Origin of the sequence: Flagellimonas sp., from assembly GCF_965215805.1 — a bacterium.
Taxonomy (GTDB): Bacteria; Bacteroidota; Bacteroidia; order Flavobacteriales; family Flavobacteriaceae; genus Flagellimonas.
This window is the reverse complement of the sequence record NZ_OZ244124.1, coordinates 3,151,859-3,169,860: the sequence shown is the minus strand read 5'-3', so window position 1 is coordinate 3,169,860 and position 18,002 is coordinate 3,151,859. Positions and strand designations below refer to the sequence as shown.

Below are 18,002 nucleotides of genomic sequence, written 5' to 3'. Positions count from 1 at the left end.
TTTTCACTAGTTCAAATAGCGTTCGCGTATCACGGACATGTGGTGGGCTTGGTGCCCGCAAATGATAAAACCCATGGCCCTAGTGCTCATAGCTGAACCGCTTGCCATCCCCATACGTATTAACGCTTTGTCATCAAAGGAACGGAAAAGTGCTATAGTGGAATCCCGAACAGCTTTGTATTCCGTCATAATTTCTTCTTTGGCCTTGTTCGTTGCATTGGATTCGGGAACATAAATATCCTGGTCAAATCCTGATAAGGGAGTAGCGTCGTTTCTGGCAAACCTCAGAGCACGGTATTGAAAAACTCTTTCCGCATCTATAATATGCATTAACACTTCTGCCAAGGTCCATTTTTCAGGACCATAAGCAAAGCCAAGTTTGACTGTAGGGATATCCTTGAGAAAGGAAAGAAAAACATCCCTTCCATCCACCAACTGATCCAATAGTTTTACCTCTCCTCCCAACGCCTTTATATAGGTATGATAAAAAGGATTGTATTCAGACGGGGAAAGTTCTGAACTTAGCATATCCGAAAAGTATTTAAGCTTACAGCTCGTTAAAGATGGTATGCATCAAACGCTTTTTGTCGTTGATGCTCTCTTCCAAGGAAATCATGGTCTCTGTTCGACTGATACCGTCAATATCATCAATTTTGAAGATAATGTTCTTGGCGTGTGTGGTATCCCTGGCCCGAATCTTACAGAAAATATTGAATTTTCCCGTGGTGATATGAGCAACAGTAACGTAAGGAATCTGGTTCAAACGTTCCAGAACAAATTTTGTTTGGTGTGTTTTCTCCAGAAAAATTCCGACGTATGCGATAAAGGAATATCCTAATTTGACGTAATCCAAGGTCAATGAAGATCCTTTGATGATTCCGGATTCTTCCATTTTTTTAACCCTGACATGAACAGTACCAGCAGAGATCAGTAGCTTTTTGGCAATATCCGTAAAAGGTGTACGGGTATTGTCAATTAACATATCCAGTATCTGGTGGTCGATTTCGTCTAACTTAACTTTGCTCATAGTGTGAATATTTTGATCAAAATTAGTTAATTAAGAAATTATATTTAAAAAAAAGGCATTTTTTTTAAACAAAATGTAACAAATACCTGATAATACCAAGATTAACTCTTGATATTCCGTATTAACGGAAGAAGATTCTTACGCTCTATTTGTTCTATCTGGCCCGAAATGGAACAATCCAAAGTGCTATGACCAAAACTAGCGTCCAACTCCCCTACCTCTGCCACTTCAGGGACAAAGTCAATGGCCCCGTTTTTCAAAGTCTCCACAAATCGGATACCCACTTGGTGATTTACCGGCAAGGATTCATTGATTAGATGCGCATTATGAACAAGGATATCAAAAAAGAGTTTTTCATTTTCAGGAATATCGAAATATTCTTGATGCTGAAATTCAGCTATCCGATTTTTTGAAATAACCCCTAGAACTTCCAACAGAGCCATAAAAATATATTTTCTGGTCTCCTCTCGCTGGTAGTCTTCTTGAAAATGACCGGCCTCGAACAAAATGGTGGGTACACCTAACATCTGAAAAGTGTCTCCTATGCAGTTCTCATTAAACCCGTCATCATACCTTCCCACCTGCCCTGGAATTTGATTCTGCAGCATGCGATTCATTGCAACAATAAGCTGCATAGCTATAGTCCTGGTTTGATCAACGGTTCGTTCTGGATTGTTGGATGGAGACAGAAACGAAACCGTTGCGGGTTTATCCGTGTTACCTGCACTAAAAAGGGTACGTTGGTCGTGTAGGTTAAAGCAGAAATCAGGTTGAAACCGTTCAAATAGTTCACGCAGAACAACACTCTCAGGCTGCGTTCTATCTTTGGCATCTCGATTAAGATCCACTTCATTGGCATTTACCCGGGTGTAGGCGTTTGCGCCATCCGGATTGAGAATAGGGACTATGCAAAGGGTACAGTTTTCCAAAATCGATTGACTGAGATCATCTTCAGCAATTAGGCAGTTGATCAAATCCAATACTGCTTTTGTTGTGGTGGATTCATTCCCGTGCATCTGGGACCACACGAGCACTTTTTTTGGACCCCTCCCAAGAGTTATGGAAAAAATAGCATTTCCTAAAGCCGAGCTGCCAATGGTTTCAACCAAAGAAGAATCCAGGGTGTTGAGCCATGTTTTTTGTAGGGAATCAAGAGTAACATAACGTCCCTCCACAGACTTTTCCTTATACCTTTCAAAGTGAATCATGTACAGCAATCCTAAATTAAGTTTACAAAAGTAATCCAAACATAATTTACAATTGTATACGTTTTTGTAACCATTTGTTCACTCTTGTAATCAGTTGCCTCTTCTGAGAGGCACAATTGTAACCACAAAAATCAATTTTATTTATTAATATCCATATATTACTTATTAACAGTAGTTTACATATATTTACATAAATCTAAAGTTTATATGAAGAACAACTCTTCCACTTGTTTTATGTTGACTTTAGCCAATCGTATTATTAATTTAGCCATAGAAATTTATTTTTGTGAACAACGAGATTGCCATCCGGATTAAATCGGTAATTGATCATTTTGGACTAACGGTTTCTTCCTTTGCAGATTCCATTGGAGTACAACGCTCCAGTATTTCCCATATCCTGAGCGGAAGAAATAAACCCAGCTTGGATTTTGTGATGAAGGTGGTAAAGACCTATCCGGAAGTCAACTTGTATTGGCTCTTGATTGGAAAGGGGAAATTTCCGGCTCCGTCAGAAAAGGAAACCTCCCCTGCCCAAGTTACATCTGAGATTGGCAATGAGACGCCAGCAAAAACCTCGGGGAACACAAATTCCGATCCTGTGCGTATGGTGGTTTTTTATGCCGATGGCACCTTTGAATCTTTTGACGCAAAAAAAAACGGATAGGTTCAGGCGCATTCAGTTCTTTGCATTTACTTTGCATGCATGTTTCAAAAACTGTTACCCCTTCTTGTACTTTCCCTGATACTATCGTGCCAGCAACCTCCTGAGCGTAATTGCACGAACTTTAAGGACGGACGTTTTTCATTCACCACGGAAATAAATGGTGAAAACAAAACCACCACTTTCCTTAGAAAGGGTGACCTGGAGGTGGATAATTTTGAAGGAAAACAAGATTCGTCATCCGTAAGGTGGATCAATGATTGCGAATATGTCCTTAGAAACCTGAATCCGAAAAGCAAAGCCGAGGAAAAATCTATTCACATAAAAATATTGACAACTTCAGATTCTTCTTATACATTTGAATACAACGCCATTGGCGATAAACGAAAATTTAAGGGTACCGCCCATAAAATACACTAACCATGTTTGAAATTTTTACGAGTCCAGATGCCTGGATGGCATTGCTAACCTTGACCTTTTTGGAAATAATATTGGGGATTGACAACATCATCTTCATTTCCATAGCGGCTGGCAAACTGGAGCAAAAAGATCGTCGCAAAGCCACTAATATTGGACTGGTCCTGGCGATGGGAATGCGAATTTTATTGTTGTTTGGAATTACCTGGTTGACCAATATGAAAAAACCGTTTTGGGTCTTGGACGAATCATGGATTACCGGTGGGATTAGTTGGCAGGCACTCATCTTGTTTTTTGGAGGACTCTTCTTGCTCTATAAAAGCACCAAGGAAATTCATGAGAAAATCGAAGATCGTGGACATGATGAGAGGGAAGTGAAAAAATCGCGTTCCTCTTCCTTGACCAATGCCATTGTTCAAATCACAGTAATCAATATTGTTTTTTCATTTGATTCCATTCTTACGGCCATTGGGATGACCAACGGTATTTCTCCCAACCCAACGGATGCCTTGGTTTTAATGGTTACCGCGGTAGTGATTTCGGTCGTGATTATGATGCTGTTCGCCAATCCTGTTGGTGAGTTTGTGAACAGACACCCTTCAGTTCAGGTATTGGGATTGTCCTTTCTTATCCTAATCGGTTTTATGCTAATTGCCGAAGCGGCCCACTTATCGCATTTGATTGTTTTTGACAATGAGGTTGGGGCTATTCCAAAAGGTTACTTATACTTCGCCATAGCATTTTCACTAATGGTAGAGTTCTTTGATCTTCGGATGAAGAAAAACAAGACTAAAAACAATAAGGAGGCTGTAGAGCAATAAGGTGCTTTAGTTGGGTCTTTGGTACGCCAACTTTGGGTTGAGTCTTTTGTACTCCTTGAACTTCGCCTGCTGCTGTTTAACGGTAAGCGTGCTGCCGTCATGGCTCCATCCAGGAGGGCCAAAGATGTACATCAACTTGTGGGATAATTTTTTGGATTTCTTTACATCATTCCAGATATCCTTATACTCATGAGTCAAAATCACTACGGGGTTATAGGAGTCTGGAGAATGAATCACGCCGTATTTAACATCAATATCGTCGTCCAAGGCTTTCCAAGTTCCAAATAGTTTGTCAAATATATTTAGGAATCCCCCATGGTTTTTATCTAGATATTCCACGTTTTGTGCATGATGCACCTGATGCATGGTGTGCGTATTGAAGATTTTTTCCAAAAATCCGAGTTTCGGAACATAAACCGAATGCAATTGAAACTGCCATAGCGCCTCTATACCCAAGCAAACCACTACCATTTCCGGAGGAAATCCAATGGCCGGCATCCACATATAAAATAGAGGTTTGTAAACGATGGTGAACCATCCATTGCGCACCGCAGTTCCCAAATTGTAGTTATCCGAAGAATGATGGACGATATGCGCTGCCCAAAGAAAGCGAATTTCATGGTTTGCCCTGTGGAACCAATAATAGGTAAAATCATCTGCCAACTGACACAACAACCAAACATACCAGGCATAACCAAAAGACTGGTATCCCAAAAAGTTCTGTCGAACACCATTTACCTCGGGATTGCAGAGTTCATAAACACCCTCAAAAAGAACAATGGCGAACGCCACCTTGAAAAGAGGCCCCAAAATCGCGGACCCAACACCCATGAACCCACTGGCAGCCAGATCTTTCCAATTATATAGCTCATGATCTCCATGTGCTTTACTGTACGCCAGCTCTGCCAAAATAAAAACAATAAATACGGGTACTCCGTATACTAAGGGGTTGGTGAAATCCATAAGGGGGTATTAAACTGTGGGGTTAGCTGCGTGTACAAGGTCACAAAATAGGTAGAATAACCCATTAAAACAAAGTAGTTTGCTCAGAACTTTCATCATTATCCTTTTTCTCATCATTTGAAAAACCAATTGACTCTTCATCCACCACCTCTATTTCCTCAGGAGTTGGATCCTTGGGCTCTTCAAATGGAAGTGGCTCCAGAGCATTGATATTTTTCACTTTTTCCGTGGTCAATTGGTTGCCAGTGGCTTTTATTCCCTTGACCGAAATGAAACTTTCGATATCCACTTGTTGGTTAGGTTTGGCATCCTTGCCCCTTGGCTTTACAAACTCCAGCTCAATCACTGGTCTCCAATCTGTAGATACCAATTCCAAAACAGATTTGGGATGTTCTGAAATAACCAGTTCTTCCCTGGACGAATTTTCTATGAGGAACCTCTTGATGTAATAACGCTCTTTTTCTCCTTCATAATGTACTACGGAAATGGGCTTGTTGGGATTCCATTTTTCCAGTACGATCATATCATCATTGAAACGCGTTAGCAAATCGGGTGGAATGGTCTTTACCTTTCCCTTTTGGTCAATGATCAAAAGCAGGTCATCGCCTTTAAATTCCCCTAAAAGCTCCCCGCGTCCGTCTACATTGAGACGGTTCACAATATCATCGAACCAAATCTTTCTGGGTTTTAAGGTGGATACGCCTTTTTCTTTAAGTTCAATGCGCTTCACAGGGTACTTGGTAACCAAATTCCCCTTGGATGCCCTTCCTTTTATCAGCAAATCGGCAAAATCCAAATCCCATTTCAGCTTCTTGATGCTGCCTGATTGGCGCAGCAAAACCGTAATAATTTCGGCCTCCCCGTTGGGGTTTGCAGAGAAATACAATACCTCGGCAGAAGCTTTGTCCCCTGCCAGTTGATACATTTTGTCTCGGGTAACTCCTGTAACGTTAAATCTTTTGATGTAGCTGGGCCCACCTCTACCATCCTTGTAGATCATGTTGTAGGTGGTGCGTTTGTCCTTTTTCTTAAATACCGCAACATGTATAATTCCTTTGTCAACAAAAGTCTTGGAATCCACCTTGGTGACCATCATTTCCCCTTTTTTGGTAAAAACGATGATGTCATCAATATCGCTACAGTCGGTTACATATTCATCTTTTCTAAGGGAAGTGCCAATGAAACCTTCTTCTCTATTCACATATAGCTTGGTGTTCCTGATAACCACCTTTGCCGCCTCAATGTCATCAAAAATCTTGATTTCCGATTTTCGCTCACGGCCTTTGCCATATTTTTTCTTTAGCTCTTTGAAGTAATCAATGGCGTAATCCACCAAATGCTCCAAATGGTGCTTAGTTTGGGCAATACGTTCATCCAAGCTCTCAATAAGCTGTTGTGCTTTCTCCAAATCAAACTTGGAAATTCGCTTAATTCGGATTTCGGTCAAGCGAACAATATCCTCTTCGGTTACAGCTCTTTTCAGATTTTTGGTATGAGGTTTCAAACCTTTGTCAATGGCAGCAATCACGCCTTCCCATGTTTCCTCTTCCTCAATGTCTCGATAGATTCTGTTTTCAATAAAAATCCGTTCCAAGGAAGCAAAGTGCCACTGTTCCTCCAACTCACCCAATTGGATTTCAAGTTCTGCTTTAAGCAGCTCCACCGTATAATCCGTAGAGCGCTCCAGCATTTCCTTAACACCGATGAACAAGGGCTTGTTATCCTCAATGATGCATCCCAAGGGCGAAATAGATGATTCACAGGCCGTAAAGGCGTAGAGTGCATCAATAGTCTTGTCAGGCGAAAGGCCGCTAGGCAGATGCACCAAAATTTCCACATCCGCCGCAGTGTTATCCTCAATCTTTTTAATCTTGATTTTCCCCTTATCGTTGGCTTTAAGGATGGAATCAATTAAAGAAGATGTGTTGGTGCCATAGGGTATTTCATTGATCACTAAGGTATTCTTGTCCAAGGTCGAAATCTTAGCCCTTACCCTTACTTTTCCTCCTCGCATTCCCTCATTGTAGTTCGTCACATCAATGATTCCTGCTGTGGGAAAATCAGGGAAAAGTTTAAATCGCTGTCCTCTCAAATGTTTGATGGACGCATCAATAAGTTCATTAAAGTTATGCGGAAGGATTTTGGTTGATAAGCCAACTGCAATCCCTTCGGCTCCTTGAGCCAATAACAAAGGGAATTTGACAGGTAGGTTGACAGGTTCCTTTTTTCGTCCATCATAGGACAACTGCCATTCTGTAATCTTTGGACTGTACACTACGTCCAACGCAAATTTGGAAAGGCGGGCTTCTATATATCTCGATGCCGCCGCACTATCGCCCGTAAGAATGTTTCCCCAATTCCCTTGGGTATCAATAAGTAGGTCTTTTTGACCTATCTGCACCATGGCATCCGCAATACTGGCATCCCCATGAGGGTGATATTGCATAGTATGCCCCACCACATTGGCCACTTTGTTATAGCGACCATCGTCCAATTCCTTAAGAGAGTGCATAATCCTACGCTGTACGGGCTTAAAGCCATCCTCAATGGCCGGAACCGCACGTTCCAAGATTACATAGGAGGCATAATCCAAGAACCAGTCCTTGTACATGCCGGTTACGCGGGTAAGACTGTCTTGGGGCTTTTCCTGGCTTTCTAAACCTTCATCATTCAGTGCTTCATTCTCTTCCATTTAGAAGGAGGTCATTTAATTGGTTTATAGTTGGTTTTCTTCTATTAAGTCAAGTTCTACTTTAAGATTGTTGATGATGAATTCCTGGCGATCTGGTGTATTCTTTCCCATATAGAATTTCAGCAACGTATCTATGCTCATGGCCTTGTCCAGCATTACGGGCTCCAATCGGATATCATCCCCTATAAAATGTTTGAACTCATCTGGAGAAATCTCACCCAACCCCTTAAATCGTGTAATTTCAGGTTTGCCAGTTAGCTTTTCAATGGCATTTCGTTTTTCTTCCTCGCTATAGCAATAGATGGTTTCCTTTTTATTTCGAACCCGGAACAAGGGAGTTTGCAAAATGTATAGATGCCCTTCCTTGATCAGTTCTGGGAAAAATTGCAGAAAGAAGGTAATCAAGAGCAATCGAATGTGCATCCCATCCACATCGGCATCCGTAGCGATTACAATATTATTGTATCTCAAGTCCTCCATGGACTCCTCAATATTCAACGCTGCCTGTAAAAGGTTGAATTCCTCATTCTCATACACAATCTTTTTGGACATGCCATAGGAATTCAATGGCTTTCCTCTAAGACTAAAAACCGCTTGGGTATTTACGTCCCTGGATTTGGTAATGGAACCTGAGGCCGAATCCCCCTCCGTAATGAAGAGGGTGGTCTCCAACCTACGATCCTTTTTCATATCCTGGAGATGCACACGGCAATCGCGTAGTTTTTTGTTGTGAAGACTAGCCTTTTTGGCTCGTTCCCTGGCCAGTTTACGAATCCCTGAGAGTTCCTTGCGTTCCTTTTCGGCTTGCACAATTTTTCGCTGCAGGGCATCAGCCGTTTCTTGATTTTTGTGCAGGTAGTTATCCAGGTACTTTCCTATAAAATCGTTCACATAGGTGCGGACCGTGGGTAGGTTCCCGCCCATATCGGTAGAACCCAATTTGGTCTTGGTCTGACTCTCAAAAACCGGCTCCATCACTTTTATGGACACTGCCGAGATAATCGACTTACGAATATCCGAAGCATCATAATTTTTGCCGTAGTAATCCCTGACAGTCTTTACAATGGCTTCCCTAAACGCCGCCTGATGGGTACCTCCCTGGGTAGTGTGCTGCCCGTTGACAAAGGAGTGATACTCCTCACTGTACTGTGTCTTGCTGTGGGTAATGGCCACTTCTATGTCATTCCCTTTCAGGTGAATGATGGGATATAAGAAATCCTCTTGATTATTATTGTCCTCCAGTAAATCCTTAAGCCCATTTTCCGAATGGAATTTTTCCCCGTTAAAGACAATGGTGAGGCCAGGATTTAGATAAACGTAATTCTTGAGCATGCGTTCCACATACTCATTGCGATATTTATAATTTTTGAAAATGGATTCATCGGGAACAAAGCTAACTTTGGTTCCCCTTCTTCTAGAGGTTTCCTCCAGCATTTCCTCGTTAATGAGGTTTCCGGTTTCAAATTCGGCTGTCTTGGATTTTCCGTCCCTGGTGGATTCAACCTTGAAGGAAGCGGACAAAGCATTTACCGCCTTGGTTCCTACCCCGTTCAATCCCACGGATTTTTTAAAGGCACGGGTGTCGTATTTTCCCCCAGTGTTCATTTTGGAAACCACATCCACTACCTTGCCCAAGGGAATTCCACGACCGTAGTCCCGAACATGAACGGTGTTTTCCTTGATGTTGATTTCAATGGTCTTCCCTGCTCCCATGACAAATTCGTCAATACAGTTGTCTATCACCTCCTTAAGGAGAATGTAGATACCATCATCGGCTGAGGAGCCGTCACCAAGTTTACCAATATACATTCCGGGACGCATACGGATATGCTCCTTCCAATCCAGTGAACGAATGTTATCCTCTGTATACTGGGTCTGTGCCATAAACTAGGGTTAATCCTTGCTAATATAAAATTTAGGCACAAAAATACTAGGGCAGCGGCTAGAAAGTAATCAACAAGGGATGTTGATAGGGAATTTTATTGGGGTTTAGCATAAACCTGTACACCTGCAGGCGGGGTTAGATGAGTTGGCCACAACAGTTGGACACGAATTTGCACCAAAGCTTCATTCTTAACCTACAGTTTTATCCATTCAACAATTTATGGGCTTTTTGCACATGGTTTCCTTCTGGGAAATACTCCAGGTATTTTTTAATATCCATTTTGTTATATGTGTTGTTATATTGGGTTTCACAGGTTTCCCAAACGTTATCGTCTATCAGGGCTGCGTCCATCCCAACTTGTTTAGCTTCCAAATAATAGGCTATAGCTTTGTCAAATTCCGTTAGAAAATAGTACCCAGCGCCCACTTGGCTCAGGTAAAGTCCTTTGTTCCATGGAAATTTGATGGCCAATTCCAAATAGCGCTGTACGGCTTCTTCAAATTCTCCGCTTGTTAAGGCATTGGAAGCTTGCCACTCCAAGATTTCTTCCTCTTCGGCGGTTTTTGCTTTTGAAAGGTATTCCTGATTTTTTTGGCAGGCCTCCTCAAGGGATACAGTTTGTTTCCCCTTGAACAAATTGCTGAAAAAACCCCTCATTTAATTCATTTTTAGCTTGTTATACTAAAATGGGGATTCTACAGATAGGAATTATGGGCTAATGGATGGATTGGGCTTTTGAGTTGATGGATGGCCCGTTGGGATTGATGGATAGCTGTTGGATGCTAGATGTTGAAGCAAGTGCAATTTTGAATTGTAAATTCTTAATGTTGAATGAACTTCAAACAGAACATTTAGCATTCAACATTTAAAACTTAACCTTAAACATTGAACCTAAAATGCATCACGTCTCCGTCCTGTACCACATACTCCTTGCCTTCTACACGCATACGGCCCGCCTCTTTTACTTTGGCTTCGCTACCGTGTTGTACGTAATCGGCATAGGAAATGACCTCGGCGCGAATAAAGCCCTTTTCAAAATCGGTATGGATTACCCCAGCAGCTTGCGGTGCGGTAGCACCTACTGGGATAGTCCAGGCACGTACCTCTTTTTGCCCCGCGGTGAAGTATGTTTCTAGATCAAGCAATCGGTAGGCTCCTCGTATGAGTTTTGCTGAACCAGGTTCTGAGAGTCCCAAATCTTCCAAGAACATCTGGCGCTCCTCATAGGTTTCCAGTTCGGTAATGTCAGCTTCGGTGCCAACGGCCAGGAAAATTACTTCGGCATTTTCATTGGCCACGGCTTCCTTTACTTTTTTCACATAGTCATTCCCGTCCACCGCTGCACCTTCGTCCACATTGCATACATACATTACGGGTTTGTCCGTGATCAGTTGCAAAGGTTTTACATAATCCCAATGATCATCTTCAGAAATGGAAATGGCCCTTACCGAGGTGCCGGCCTCCAAAGCTTCTTTTATCTTGTTTAACACCTCCGCTTCTTTCTGGGCATCTTTGTTCCCAGTCTTGGCAGCACGCTTTACCTTATCCAATTTCTTTTCCACACTTTCCAAATCCCGAAGCTGTAGTTCCATATCAATGGTCTCCTTATCCCGAATGGGATCCACGGAACCATCCACGTGGACAATGTTGTCGTTGTCAAAACATCTAAGCACGTGCAAGATGGCATCGGTTTCCCTGATGTTGCCCAAGAATTGGTTGCCCAGACCCTCACCTTTACTGGCTCCTTTTACCAATCCAGCAATATCCACAATTTCCACAGTAGCAGGAATCACTTTTTCAGGATTCACCATATCCTCTAATTTCTCCAGACGAGGATCAGGTACATTGACTACTCCTATATTGGGTTCAATGGTACAAAAAGGGAAATTGGCACTCTGGGCCTTGGCATTGGACAGGCAATTGAACAAGGTTGATTTTCCTACGTTGGGCAATCCTACAATTCCGGCTTTCATCAGGTAGAAATTAGATTTTAGACGTTAGATTTAAGACAAATGACAATTGCTAATTGTTCATTGCAAATTGTCAATTGATTTAAGCGTGCAAATATAGTCTGAAGTTTTGGAAAGAAAGCAATCCTGCATGGATTAGAAGCCATTTACAAAAAGATAGATACCAAGCCCCATTACGGTAAGTATTCCAAGAATGACAATTACAGAAAGAATACAACCCAATTGTTTCCAAAAACCATTATAATCCTTTTCCTTTTGCTGCATTGTTGCTTCTGTTTTAGTCCTGCAAAAATAGCAAGAAATGCTTTTGATAAAAGCCATTCAATGTTACTACCTTTAGTCCATGGCACAGATTACACTACAAGGAATATTGTTTGATGCAAAGTCCTCTTTTCTAAAGGGCCCCGCATTGGCCCCACCATTGATCCGTAAGGCTTACCACAGTCATTCCGCCAATTATTATGCTGAAGATGGCAAAAAAATCGCTCCTGAAATGTTTGATGACAAAGGCGATTTTGAAATTGATTCCTATTTCGATATTGAAAACACAACCGTCAAAAATCTAAAAAAAGGAACACCCTTGCTCACCTTTGGCGGGGATCACTCCATTACTTTTCCACTGATTAAGGCATTTCATTCTGTCTATGGAAAGCTGGATATACTGCATATTGATGCGCATGGCGATCTGTATTCCAGTTTTGAAGGGGATAAGTATTCCCATGCTTGTCCGTTCTACAATATCATGGAAAATGGTTTGACAGAAAACTTGGTACAAGTAGGGATTCGAACCTTAAATGAGGAACAACGACAGCATGCCCAACGGTTTGGGGTCAAAATCAATGAAATGAAGGATTTTGCCTCCTTTATGATGCCCCAATTTACAAACCCGCTATACCTTTCAGTGGACATGGATGCGCTGGATCCAGCATTTGCACCAGGGGTATCGCACCATGAGCCAGGAGGGTTGAGCACGCGTCAGGTCATACAATTGATTCAGGATATCCAAGTGCCGTTGGTGGGTGCGGATATTGTCGAGTACAATCCTACCAGGGATGTAAATGATATGACCGCAATGGTCTGTGCTAAACTTTTTAGGGAAATTGTGGCTAAAATGATGTAGCCTATCCGTCCGGGTGCATAAATTTCTGCTTGCCCAAAAGTACATCTTCGGACTCTACCCGATCCTCATCGGGCACACAGCAGTCTACTGGACACACAGCGGCACATTGGGGTTCCTCATGAAAGCCCATGCACTCGGTACATTTATCAGGAGCTATATAATAGATTTCGTCGCTGATAGGTTCTTGCACTTCATCAGCATTTACAGCCTTTCCGTCTGGCAACACAACATCGCCAATCAACGAAGTACCGTCACTATAGCGCCATTCATCAGCACCCTCATAAATTGCGGTGTTTGGGCATTCCGGCTCACAAGCCCCGCAGTTGATACATTCGTCTGTTATAATAATCGCCATAATTTTCTTTTTCCAATATGCTGAGTTTATTTCAGCATGCGTACTTTTGCGCAAAAATAAACCCTACCAATTTAGTGTACAAATATAATGACGGCCCATAACCCAATAGTGCAAGCTTTTGTTAAACTTGGAGGTTTTATCCAGGATTTTTGTGAATCCCACAATTCTGGAGCCAATATTGCTAACGCGGATTTTAAAGAAGTATTGGCAAAGGCTGAACAACAAAATGGTTGGTTTACCCAAGAAAACATGCTTTACAGCCTTGGACACTGGGCCCATTTGTTGACGGAGGAAAATATGGCCACTTGGTTGTCTCAATATGCATTTGAAAAAGGAAAAAATGCCAAAGTTGTCGGGATTGTTATGGCCGGAAACATTCCCTTGGTTGGTTTTCACGATTTTATTTGCGTACTACTGTCAGGAAATAAGGTTCAGGCAAAATTATCTTCCAATGATACCGCGCTCCTGCCCTATCTTGCCGAACAGTTGGTTGGGTTTGAAGGTTCCCTTAAGGACTCCATCCAGTTCGTTGATGGTAAGTTTAACCATTTTGATGCTGTAATCGCCACGGGCAGCAACAATACAAGTCGTTATTTTGAATACTACTTTGGGAAAAAGCCCAACATCATTAGAAAAAATCGGAATGCTGTTGCCGTTCTTACGGGAAAGGAAACTAAAGAAGAATTGATAGCACTTGGTGAGGACATTTTTAGGTACTATGGTTTAGGTTGCCGGAATGTCTCCAAAATCTATGTGCCAAAAGATTACAGTTTTGAACTCCTTTTCAACTCCTTATTTGAATATAAGGACATCATCCATCAACATAAATATGCCAACAATTACGACTACAACAAAGCGGTGTATTTAATGAGTGAGTTCAAAATACTGGACAACGGGTTCTTGGTTTTGAAGGAAGATGAGGGTTTTGCTTCTCCCATCGCTTCTTTATTTTATGAGCATTATGATTCCCTGGATGCAATCAAGAGCTTTCTTGAAGATCGGAAGGAGGACATCCAATGTGTGGTATCCAAAGGTTTTTTGGCTTCCGAGATAGGTTTTGGGGAAACCCAAAAACCAGGTCTTAAAGATTATGCCGATGGGATTGACACCTTGGATTTTTTACAGCAGCTCTAGATAAGACCATCCGATTTTTAGATCCAAGTTTTTTTAAGACCTTTGACGCTTAATTAATCGGATTGCAACTAACCTCTATCAAATGAAAAAGCACAATTTTAGCGCAGGCCCATGTATTTTGCCACAGGAAGTAATGCAGAAAGCGGCAGAAGCCGTTGTGGAATTGGATGGCATTGGGTTATCCCTCATCGAAATTTCCCATAGGAGTAAAGAATTTGTGGCCATTATGGAAAAGGCCCGCTCCCTGGCTTTGGAATTGTTGGGGTTGGAAGGCAAAGGTTATCAAGCGCTTTTTTTGCAAGGCGGGGCCAGCACCCAATTTTTAATGTCCGCATATAATCTTCTGGATAAAAAAGCGGGGTACATCAATACAGGGACTTGGAGCTTAAAAGCCATCAAGGAAGCTCGCTTGATGGGTGAAATTGTGGAAGTCGCCTCTTCCCAAGATCAAAACTTCAATTACATCCCAAAGGGTTACAAGGTTCCAAAAGACTTGGATTATTTACATTTGACTTCAAACAATACCATTTTCGGTACCCAGATCAAGGAGTTTCCCAAAACTGATGTACCATTGGTTTGCGATATGAGTTCGGATATTTTCTCCCGACAAATGGATTTCTCCAAATTTGATTTGATCTATGCCGGGGCACAAAAAAACATGGGGCCGGCCGGTACTACCTTGGTCGTTGTTAAGGAAGATGTTTTGGGCAAGGTATCCCGAAAAATCCCTTCTATGTTGGACTATTCCGTGCATGCCAGTAAGGATAGTATGTTCAATACTCCCCCAGTTTTTGCGGTTTATGTTTCCATGCTCACCCTGCAATGGTTAAAAGATTTGGGAGGAATTGCTGCCATTGAGGAAATCAATGAGCGTAAGGCCAATCTAATTTATTCGGAAATAGAATTGAATCCCGTTTTCTCTGGATTTGCGGCCAAGGAGGATCGTTCCATTATGAACGCAACTTTCAACATCACCGATGAGACCCTAAAGGAAATCTTTGATCAAAAATGTCTGGAAGCTGGAATAAGCGGTATAAACGGCCACCGTTCCGTAGGCGGATATCGTGCATCCATGTACAACGCTATGCCCTTGGAAAGTGTTGGTGTTTTGGTGGATATTATGAGTGATTTGGAAAAAAGAGGATGATTTTGGTTTTAAGCGGAACAATGTTAAGTGTTAAGTATTGATTGAGGAGAGGAGTAGCAAATTTGCATTGTCCATTATTAAATTGGTTAAGGAACTCAGGAATGCAAAGGAGTTTGTTTTTGCCGACCAAATACTAAGATCTGCAACAAGTATCGGAGCCAATGTGGCTGAGGCGGGTGCAGGACAAAGTAAAAAAGATTTCATACATAAAATGGCAATTGCTTCCAAGGAAGCAAGAGAAACAAGGTATTGGCTCAGATTGTTAAATGAGAGTAAATTGGTACTTATAGATTTTTCAGATTATCTCGAAGAAATTGATCAAATCATAAAAATTCTGACCAAGATTGTCAAAACAAGTCAACAGCAATTCAAAACTTAGCATTAAAAATTCAACACTTTTAATTTATGAAGGTGATACTAGCAAATGACGGACTTTCCCAGTCCGGAATAGAACTCCTGGAAAAAGAAGGCTTTAAAGTCCTAACAACCAAAGTGGCACAGGAACAGTTATCCAACTACATCAACGACAAACAAGTACAGGCGCTATTGGTGCGAAGTGCTACCCAGGTGGACAAATCCTTGATTGATGCCTGTCCCAATTTGGAACTGGTAGGCCGTGGGGGTGTTGGAATGGACAATATCGATATTCCTTATGCCAAATCGAAGGGAATCCATGTGATCAATACACCAGCTGCGTCCTCAGCCTCTGTAGCCGAACTTGTTTTTGCCCATTTGTTCAGTGGGGCCAGATTTTTACACGATTCCAATAGAAACATGCCCTTGGAAGGAGATAGCAAATTCAAGCAATTGAAAAAGAGCTACACCAATGGAATGGAACTTAGGGGAAAGACCTTGGGCATCATTGGTTTTGGACGAATTGGTCAAGCTACCGCCCGTATTGGGCTTGCCATGGGAATGAAGGTACTCTATGCAGACCATAATGTGGAGGACTGCACCTTGAGTGTTTCTTTCTTTGATGGACAGTCCCTTACCTTTTCCATGAAAGCAAATTCCTTCGAGGAAGTTTTGCAAGCATCCGATTTCATTACAATTCATGTACCAGCGCAAAACGGATATATCCTGGGGAAAAAAGAGTTCGAAATGATGAAGACCGGTGCCGGAGTTGTAAATGCGGCTCGTGGTGGCGTTTTGGATGAAGTTGCGCTGATTGATGCCCTGGAAAAAGAAAAACTGTCATTTGCCGGTTTGGACGTCTTCGAATCCGAGCCCACTCCCGAAATCAAAATCCTGATGCATCCCAAAATTTCCTTGACACCCCATATTGGGGCATCCACCAAGGCCGCCCAAGACCGGATAGGTTTGGAACTGGCCAATCAGGTGGTTAGCTTACTGGGCTAAGTTTTTTTAATCAAACCCAGATTCGATACCTTCAATTTTGTACATTGTGGGTCTTAACTAAACACTAAAGGAATGTCAGGATTATTAGATTTATTAAACAGCCCAATGGGCAAACAATTAATTAGCGGAGTAGCTGGGCAAACAGGTCAGCCAGAAAACAAGACCGCAGATGTGCTCAGTATGGCCATGCCTTTACTTATGGGTGCCATGAAAAGAAATGTCTCTACCCAAAGTGGTGCAGAAGGATTGATGAACGCGCTTTCATCAAAGCACGATGGAAGTATTTTGGATGATCTTGGTGGACTCTTCGGCGGCGGTGTGGACCAAAGTGTAATGAATGATGGAGCAGGGATATTGGGACATATCTTCGGAGCAAAGCAACCTCAGGTGGAAAGTGCTTTGAGCAGCAAGTCGGGGATGGATGCCGGTTCCATAGCTCAAATTTTGAAAATAGCAGCGCCCATTCTATTAGGATTTTTGGGCAAACAGACCCGTCAGCAAAACGTAAGCAGACCTGATGCCCTTGGTGGCCTTTTGGGAGGTCTTATGGGTGGAGGAAGCTCTGCCAACAAACAACAATCCCTTATTGAGACCTTCCTGGATTCGGATGGCGATGGTAGCGTTATTGACGATTTGGCCGGAATGGTACTTAGTGGCGGCAATCAAAAGAAAAGTGGACTTGGAGGGCTCTTGGGAGGGCTCTTCGGGAAATAATCCAAGAATTAACGTTATTTAACAAGGCCATTTGAAATTTCAAATGGCTTTTTCGTACCTTAATATTATGAAAAAGAACATTTTACAAAAGGTATTTGGGGCTATAATGATGCTAGGATTGATTCTTTCCTGTACGGCCCAAAAAGAAACGGTAGCCATATCTGAAGAGGAAAAAGCGGTTTTTACCTCGGAAGATGATGCACAGGTTGAAATTAAGGATGAAGAAACAGAGTACGAAATCATTATCATTGAACCCGGTTTTTATCAATGGCTGCAAAGCATAGCCAGACCAGAAGGTTATTATTCCCAACACTTCCTGGAAAACCGAAATCAATTGTTGGTCATCAATTGGAATCAACGGGTACTTCAGCCCCAAAGATTCAATCCCAATCTGTATCAGCTTCAGATTGATTATGACCCGAATATTGACTATGGGTACGATGTAAACTACAAGCTCTACAACTATTTTATTTATTTCCAACGCAAATACAATCAGCGATTGGGCCCCTTCCTTCCAAGGATATAAAAT

20 protein-coding genes are annotated in these 18,002 nt (G+C 42.1%); 10 read left to right on the top strand and 10 right to left on the bottom strand.

Annotated elements, in window-relative coordinates:
* Nucleotides 1–6: 6 nt before the first annotated feature.
* From ACOOE0_RS13980 to ACOOE0_RS13970, 3 genes are all read right to left on the bottom strand, one after another.
* Nucleotides 7–528 (bottom strand): DinB family protein, encoded by a 522-nt coding sequence (locus ACOOE0_RS13980; RefSeq protein WP_420399520.1) that lies wholly within the window; start codon nucleotides 526–528, stop codon nucleotides 7–9.
* Between the two features lie 19 nt (nucleotides 529–547).
* A complete protein-coding gene (locus ACOOE0_RS13975; protein ID WP_073176813.1) occupies nucleotides 548–1,027 on the bottom strand; it encodes an Lrp/AsnC family transcriptional regulator in 480 nt (159 codons plus the stop codon).
* A 101-nt stretch (nucleotides 1,028–1,128) separates the two neighbouring features.
* Entirely contained in the window at nucleotides 1,129–2,235 is a 1,107-nt protein-coding gene (locus ACOOE0_RS13970; protein ID WP_420399519.1) for a M14 family metallopeptidase, read from the bottom strand.
* Nucleotides 2,236–2,515: 280 nt separating this feature from the next.
* Here ACOOE0_RS13970 and ACOOE0_RS13965 point away from each other — a divergent pair, with 280 nt between their 5' ends.
* Genes ACOOE0_RS13965 through ACOOE0_RS13955 form a run of 3 tightly spaced genes read left to right on the top strand, consistent with a single transcriptional unit; the run spans nucleotide 2,516 to nucleotide 4,134 of the window.
* Nucleotides 2,516–2,899, top strand: coding sequence for a helix-turn-helix domain-containing protein (locus ACOOE0_RS13965; RefSeq protein WP_420402230.1), 384 nt, complete (start codon nucleotides 2,516–2,518; stop codon nucleotides 2,897–2,899).
* Nucleotides 2,900–2,938: 39 nt separating this feature from the next.
* Nucleotides 2,939–3,316, top strand: coding sequence for a DNA topoisomerase IV (locus tag ACOOE0_RS13960; RefSeq protein ID WP_420399518.1), 378 nt, complete (start codon nucleotides 2,939–2,941; stop codon nucleotides 3,314–3,316).
* A 2-nt stretch (nucleotides 3,317–3,318) separates the two neighbouring features.
* Nucleotides 3,319–4,134 (top strand): TerC family protein, encoded by an 816-nt coding sequence (locus tag ACOOE0_RS13955; RefSeq protein ID WP_420399517.1) that lies wholly within the window; start codon nucleotides 3,319–3,321, stop codon nucleotides 4,132–4,134.
* Nucleotides 4,135–4,140: 6 nt separating this feature from the next.
* On the opposite strand, the gene ACOOE0_RS13950 is transcribed toward ACOOE0_RS13955, so the two are convergent.
* The 6 genes from ACOOE0_RS13950 to ACOOE0_RS13925 form a co-directional block, all read right to left on the bottom strand.
* Complete coding sequence (locus ACOOE0_RS13950; protein ID WP_420399516.1) at nucleotides 4,141–5,097, bottom strand: sterol desaturase family protein; 957 nt, start codon at nucleotides 5,095–5,097, stop codon at nucleotides 4,141–4,143.
* Between the two features lie 64 nt (nucleotides 5,098–5,161).
* On the bottom strand, nucleotides 5,162–7,789 hold the full coding sequence (locus ACOOE0_RS13945) for a DNA gyrase/topoisomerase IV subunit A (protein WP_420399515.1): 2,628 nt from the start codon (nucleotides 7,787–7,789) through the stop codon (nucleotides 5,162–5,164).
* A gap of 24 nt (nucleotides 7,790–7,813) precedes the next feature.
* Nucleotides 7,814–9,673, bottom strand: a complete 1,860-nt coding sequence (locus ACOOE0_RS13940) for a DNA topoisomerase IV subunit B (RefSeq protein WP_420399514.1) — start codon at nucleotides 9,671–9,673, stop codon at nucleotides 7,814–7,816.
* A gap of 202 nt (nucleotides 9,674–9,875) precedes the next feature.
* Nucleotides 9,876–10,331, bottom strand: a complete 456-nt coding sequence (locus ACOOE0_RS13935) for a hypothetical protein (RefSeq protein ID WP_420399513.1) — start codon at nucleotides 10,329–10,331, stop codon at nucleotides 9,876–9,878.
* Nucleotides 10,332–10,552: 221 nt separating this feature from the next.
* Complete coding sequence (ychF, locus tag ACOOE0_RS13930; protein ID WP_420399512.1) at nucleotides 10,553–11,647, bottom strand: redox-regulated ATPase YchF; 1,095 nt, start codon at nucleotides 11,645–11,647, stop codon at nucleotides 10,553–10,555.
* Nucleotides 11,648–11,779: 132 nt separating this feature from the next.
* Entirely contained in the window at nucleotides 11,780–11,908 is a 129-nt protein-coding gene (locus ACOOE0_RS13925; RefSeq protein WP_420399511.1) for a hypothetical protein, read from the bottom strand.
* Nucleotides 11,909–11,987: 79 nt separating this feature from the next.
* Here ACOOE0_RS13925 and speB point away from each other — a divergent pair, with 79 nt between their 5' ends.
* Nucleotides 11,988–12,764 (top strand): agmatinase, encoded by a 777-nt coding sequence (gene speB, locus ACOOE0_RS13920; RefSeq protein WP_420399510.1) that lies wholly within the window; start codon nucleotides 11,988–11,990, stop codon nucleotides 12,762–12,764.
* Between the two features lies 1 nt (nucleotide 12,765).
* On the opposite strand, the gene ACOOE0_RS13915 is transcribed toward speB, so the two are convergent.
* Nucleotides 12,766–13,119, bottom strand: coding sequence for a 4Fe-4S dicluster domain-containing protein (locus ACOOE0_RS13915; RefSeq protein ID WP_420399509.1), 354 nt, complete (start codon nucleotides 13,117–13,119; stop codon nucleotides 12,766–12,768).
* Between the two features lie 87 nt (nucleotides 13,120–13,206).
* On the opposite strand from ACOOE0_RS13915, the gene ACOOE0_RS13910 reads away from it, so the two are divergent.
* The 6 genes from ACOOE0_RS13910 (at nucleotide 13,207) to ACOOE0_RS13885 (ending at nucleotide 17,999) form a co-directional block, all read left to right on the top strand.
* Entirely contained in the window at nucleotides 13,207–14,253 is a 1,047-nt protein-coding gene (locus ACOOE0_RS13910; RefSeq protein WP_420399508.1) for an acyl-CoA reductase, read from the top strand.
* Between the two features lie 82 nt (nucleotides 14,254–14,335).
* Nucleotides 14,336–15,400, top strand: coding sequence for a 3-phosphoserine/phosphohydroxythreonine transaminase (serC, locus tag ACOOE0_RS13905; RefSeq protein WP_420399507.1), 1,065 nt, complete (start codon nucleotides 14,336–14,338; stop codon nucleotides 15,398–15,400).
* Between the two features lie 82 nt (nucleotides 15,401–15,482).
* Nucleotides 15,483–15,779: a four helix bundle protein gene (locus ACOOE0_RS13900; RefSeq protein WP_420399506.1), complete on the top strand. Its 297-nt coding sequence runs from the start codon at nucleotides 15,483–15,485 to the stop codon at nucleotides 15,777–15,779.
* 26 nt (nucleotides 15,780–15,805) lie between these two features.
* On the top strand, nucleotides 15,806–16,759 hold the full coding sequence (locus tag ACOOE0_RS13895; RefSeq protein ID WP_420399505.1) for a D-2-hydroxyacid dehydrogenase: 954 nt from the start codon (nucleotides 15,806–15,808) through the stop codon (nucleotides 16,757–16,759).
* Nucleotides 16,760–16,831: 72 nt separating this feature from the next.
* Nucleotides 16,832–17,473, top strand: a complete 642-nt coding sequence (locus ACOOE0_RS13890) for a DUF937 domain-containing protein (protein ID WP_420399504.1) — start codon at nucleotides 16,832–16,834, stop codon at nucleotides 17,471–17,473.
* Nucleotides 17,474–17,540: 67 nt separating this feature from the next.
* Entirely contained in the window at nucleotides 17,541–17,999 is a 459-nt protein-coding gene (locus ACOOE0_RS13885) for a DUF6146 family protein (RefSeq protein ID WP_420399503.1), read from the top strand.
* The last annotated feature ends 3 nt before the right edge of the window (nucleotides 18,000–18,002 follow it).

Bases quoted from the DNA above. Each gene is read 5' to 3' on its own strand.
- ACOOE0_RS13980 (WP_420399520.1), bottom strand. From the start codon at position 528: ATGCTAAGTTCAGAACTTTCCCCGTCTGAATACAATCCTTTTTATCAT.
- ACOOE0_RS13975 (WP_073176813.1), bottom strand. From the start codon at position 1,027: ATGAGCAAAGTTAAGTTAGACGAAATCGACCACCAGATACTGGATATG.
- ACOOE0_RS13970 (WP_420399519.1), bottom strand. From the start codon at position 2,235: ATGATTCACTTTGAAAGGTATAAGGAAAAGTCTGTGGAGGGACGTTAT.
- ACOOE0_RS13960 (WP_420399518.1), top strand. From the start codon at position 2,939: ATGTTTCAAAAACTGTTACCCCTTCTTGTACTTTCCCTGATACTATCG.
- ACOOE0_RS13955 (WP_420399517.1), top strand. From the start codon at position 3,319: ATGTTTGAAATTTTTACGAGTCCAGATGCCTGGATGGCATTGCTAACC.
- ACOOE0_RS13950 (WP_420399516.1), bottom strand. From the start codon at position 5,097: ATGGATTTCACCAACCCCTTAGTATACGGAGTACCCGTATTTATTGTT.
- ACOOE0_RS13945 (WP_420399515.1), bottom strand. From the start codon at position 7,789: ATGGAAGAGAATGAAGCACTGAATGATGAAGGTTTAGAAAGCCAGGAA.
- ACOOE0_RS13940 (WP_420399514.1), bottom strand. From the start codon at position 9,673: ATGGCACAGACCCAGTATACAGAGGATAACATTCGTTCACTGGATTGG.
- ACOOE0_RS13935 (WP_420399513.1), bottom strand. From the start codon at position 10,331: ATGAGGGGTTTTTTCAGCAATTTGTTCAAGGGGAAACAAACTGTATCC.
- ychF (WP_420399512.1), bottom strand. From the start codon at position 11,647: ATGAAAGCCGGAATTGTAGGATTGCCCAACGTAGGAAAATCAACCTTG.
- ACOOE0_RS13925 (WP_420399511.1), bottom strand. From the start codon at position 11,908: ATGCAGCAAAAGGAAAAGGATTATAATGGTTTTTGGAAACAATTGGGT.
- speB (WP_420399510.1), top strand. From the start codon at position 11,988: ATGGCACAGATTACACTACAAGGAATATTGTTTGATGCAAAGTCCTCT.
- ACOOE0_RS13915 (WP_420399509.1), bottom strand. From the start codon at position 13,119: ATGGCGATTATTATAACAGACGAATGTATCAACTGCGGGGCTTGTGAG.
- ACOOE0_RS13910 (WP_420399508.1), top strand. From the start codon at position 13,207: ATGACGGCCCATAACCCAATAGTGCAAGCTTTTGTTAAACTTGGAGGT.
- serC (WP_420399507.1), top strand. From the start codon at position 14,336: ATGAAAAAGCACAATTTTAGCGCAGGCCCATGTATTTTGCCACAGGAA.
- ACOOE0_RS13895 (WP_420399505.1), top strand. From the start codon at position 15,806: ATGAAGGTGATACTAGCAAATGACGGACTTTCCCAGTCCGGAATAGAA.
- ACOOE0_RS13890 (WP_420399504.1), top strand. From the start codon at position 16,832: ATGTCAGGATTATTAGATTTATTAAACAGCCCAATGGGCAAACAATTA.
- ACOOE0_RS13885 (WP_420399503.1), top strand. From the start codon at position 17,541: ATGAAAAAGAACATTTTACAAAAGGTATTTGGGGCTATAATGATGCTA.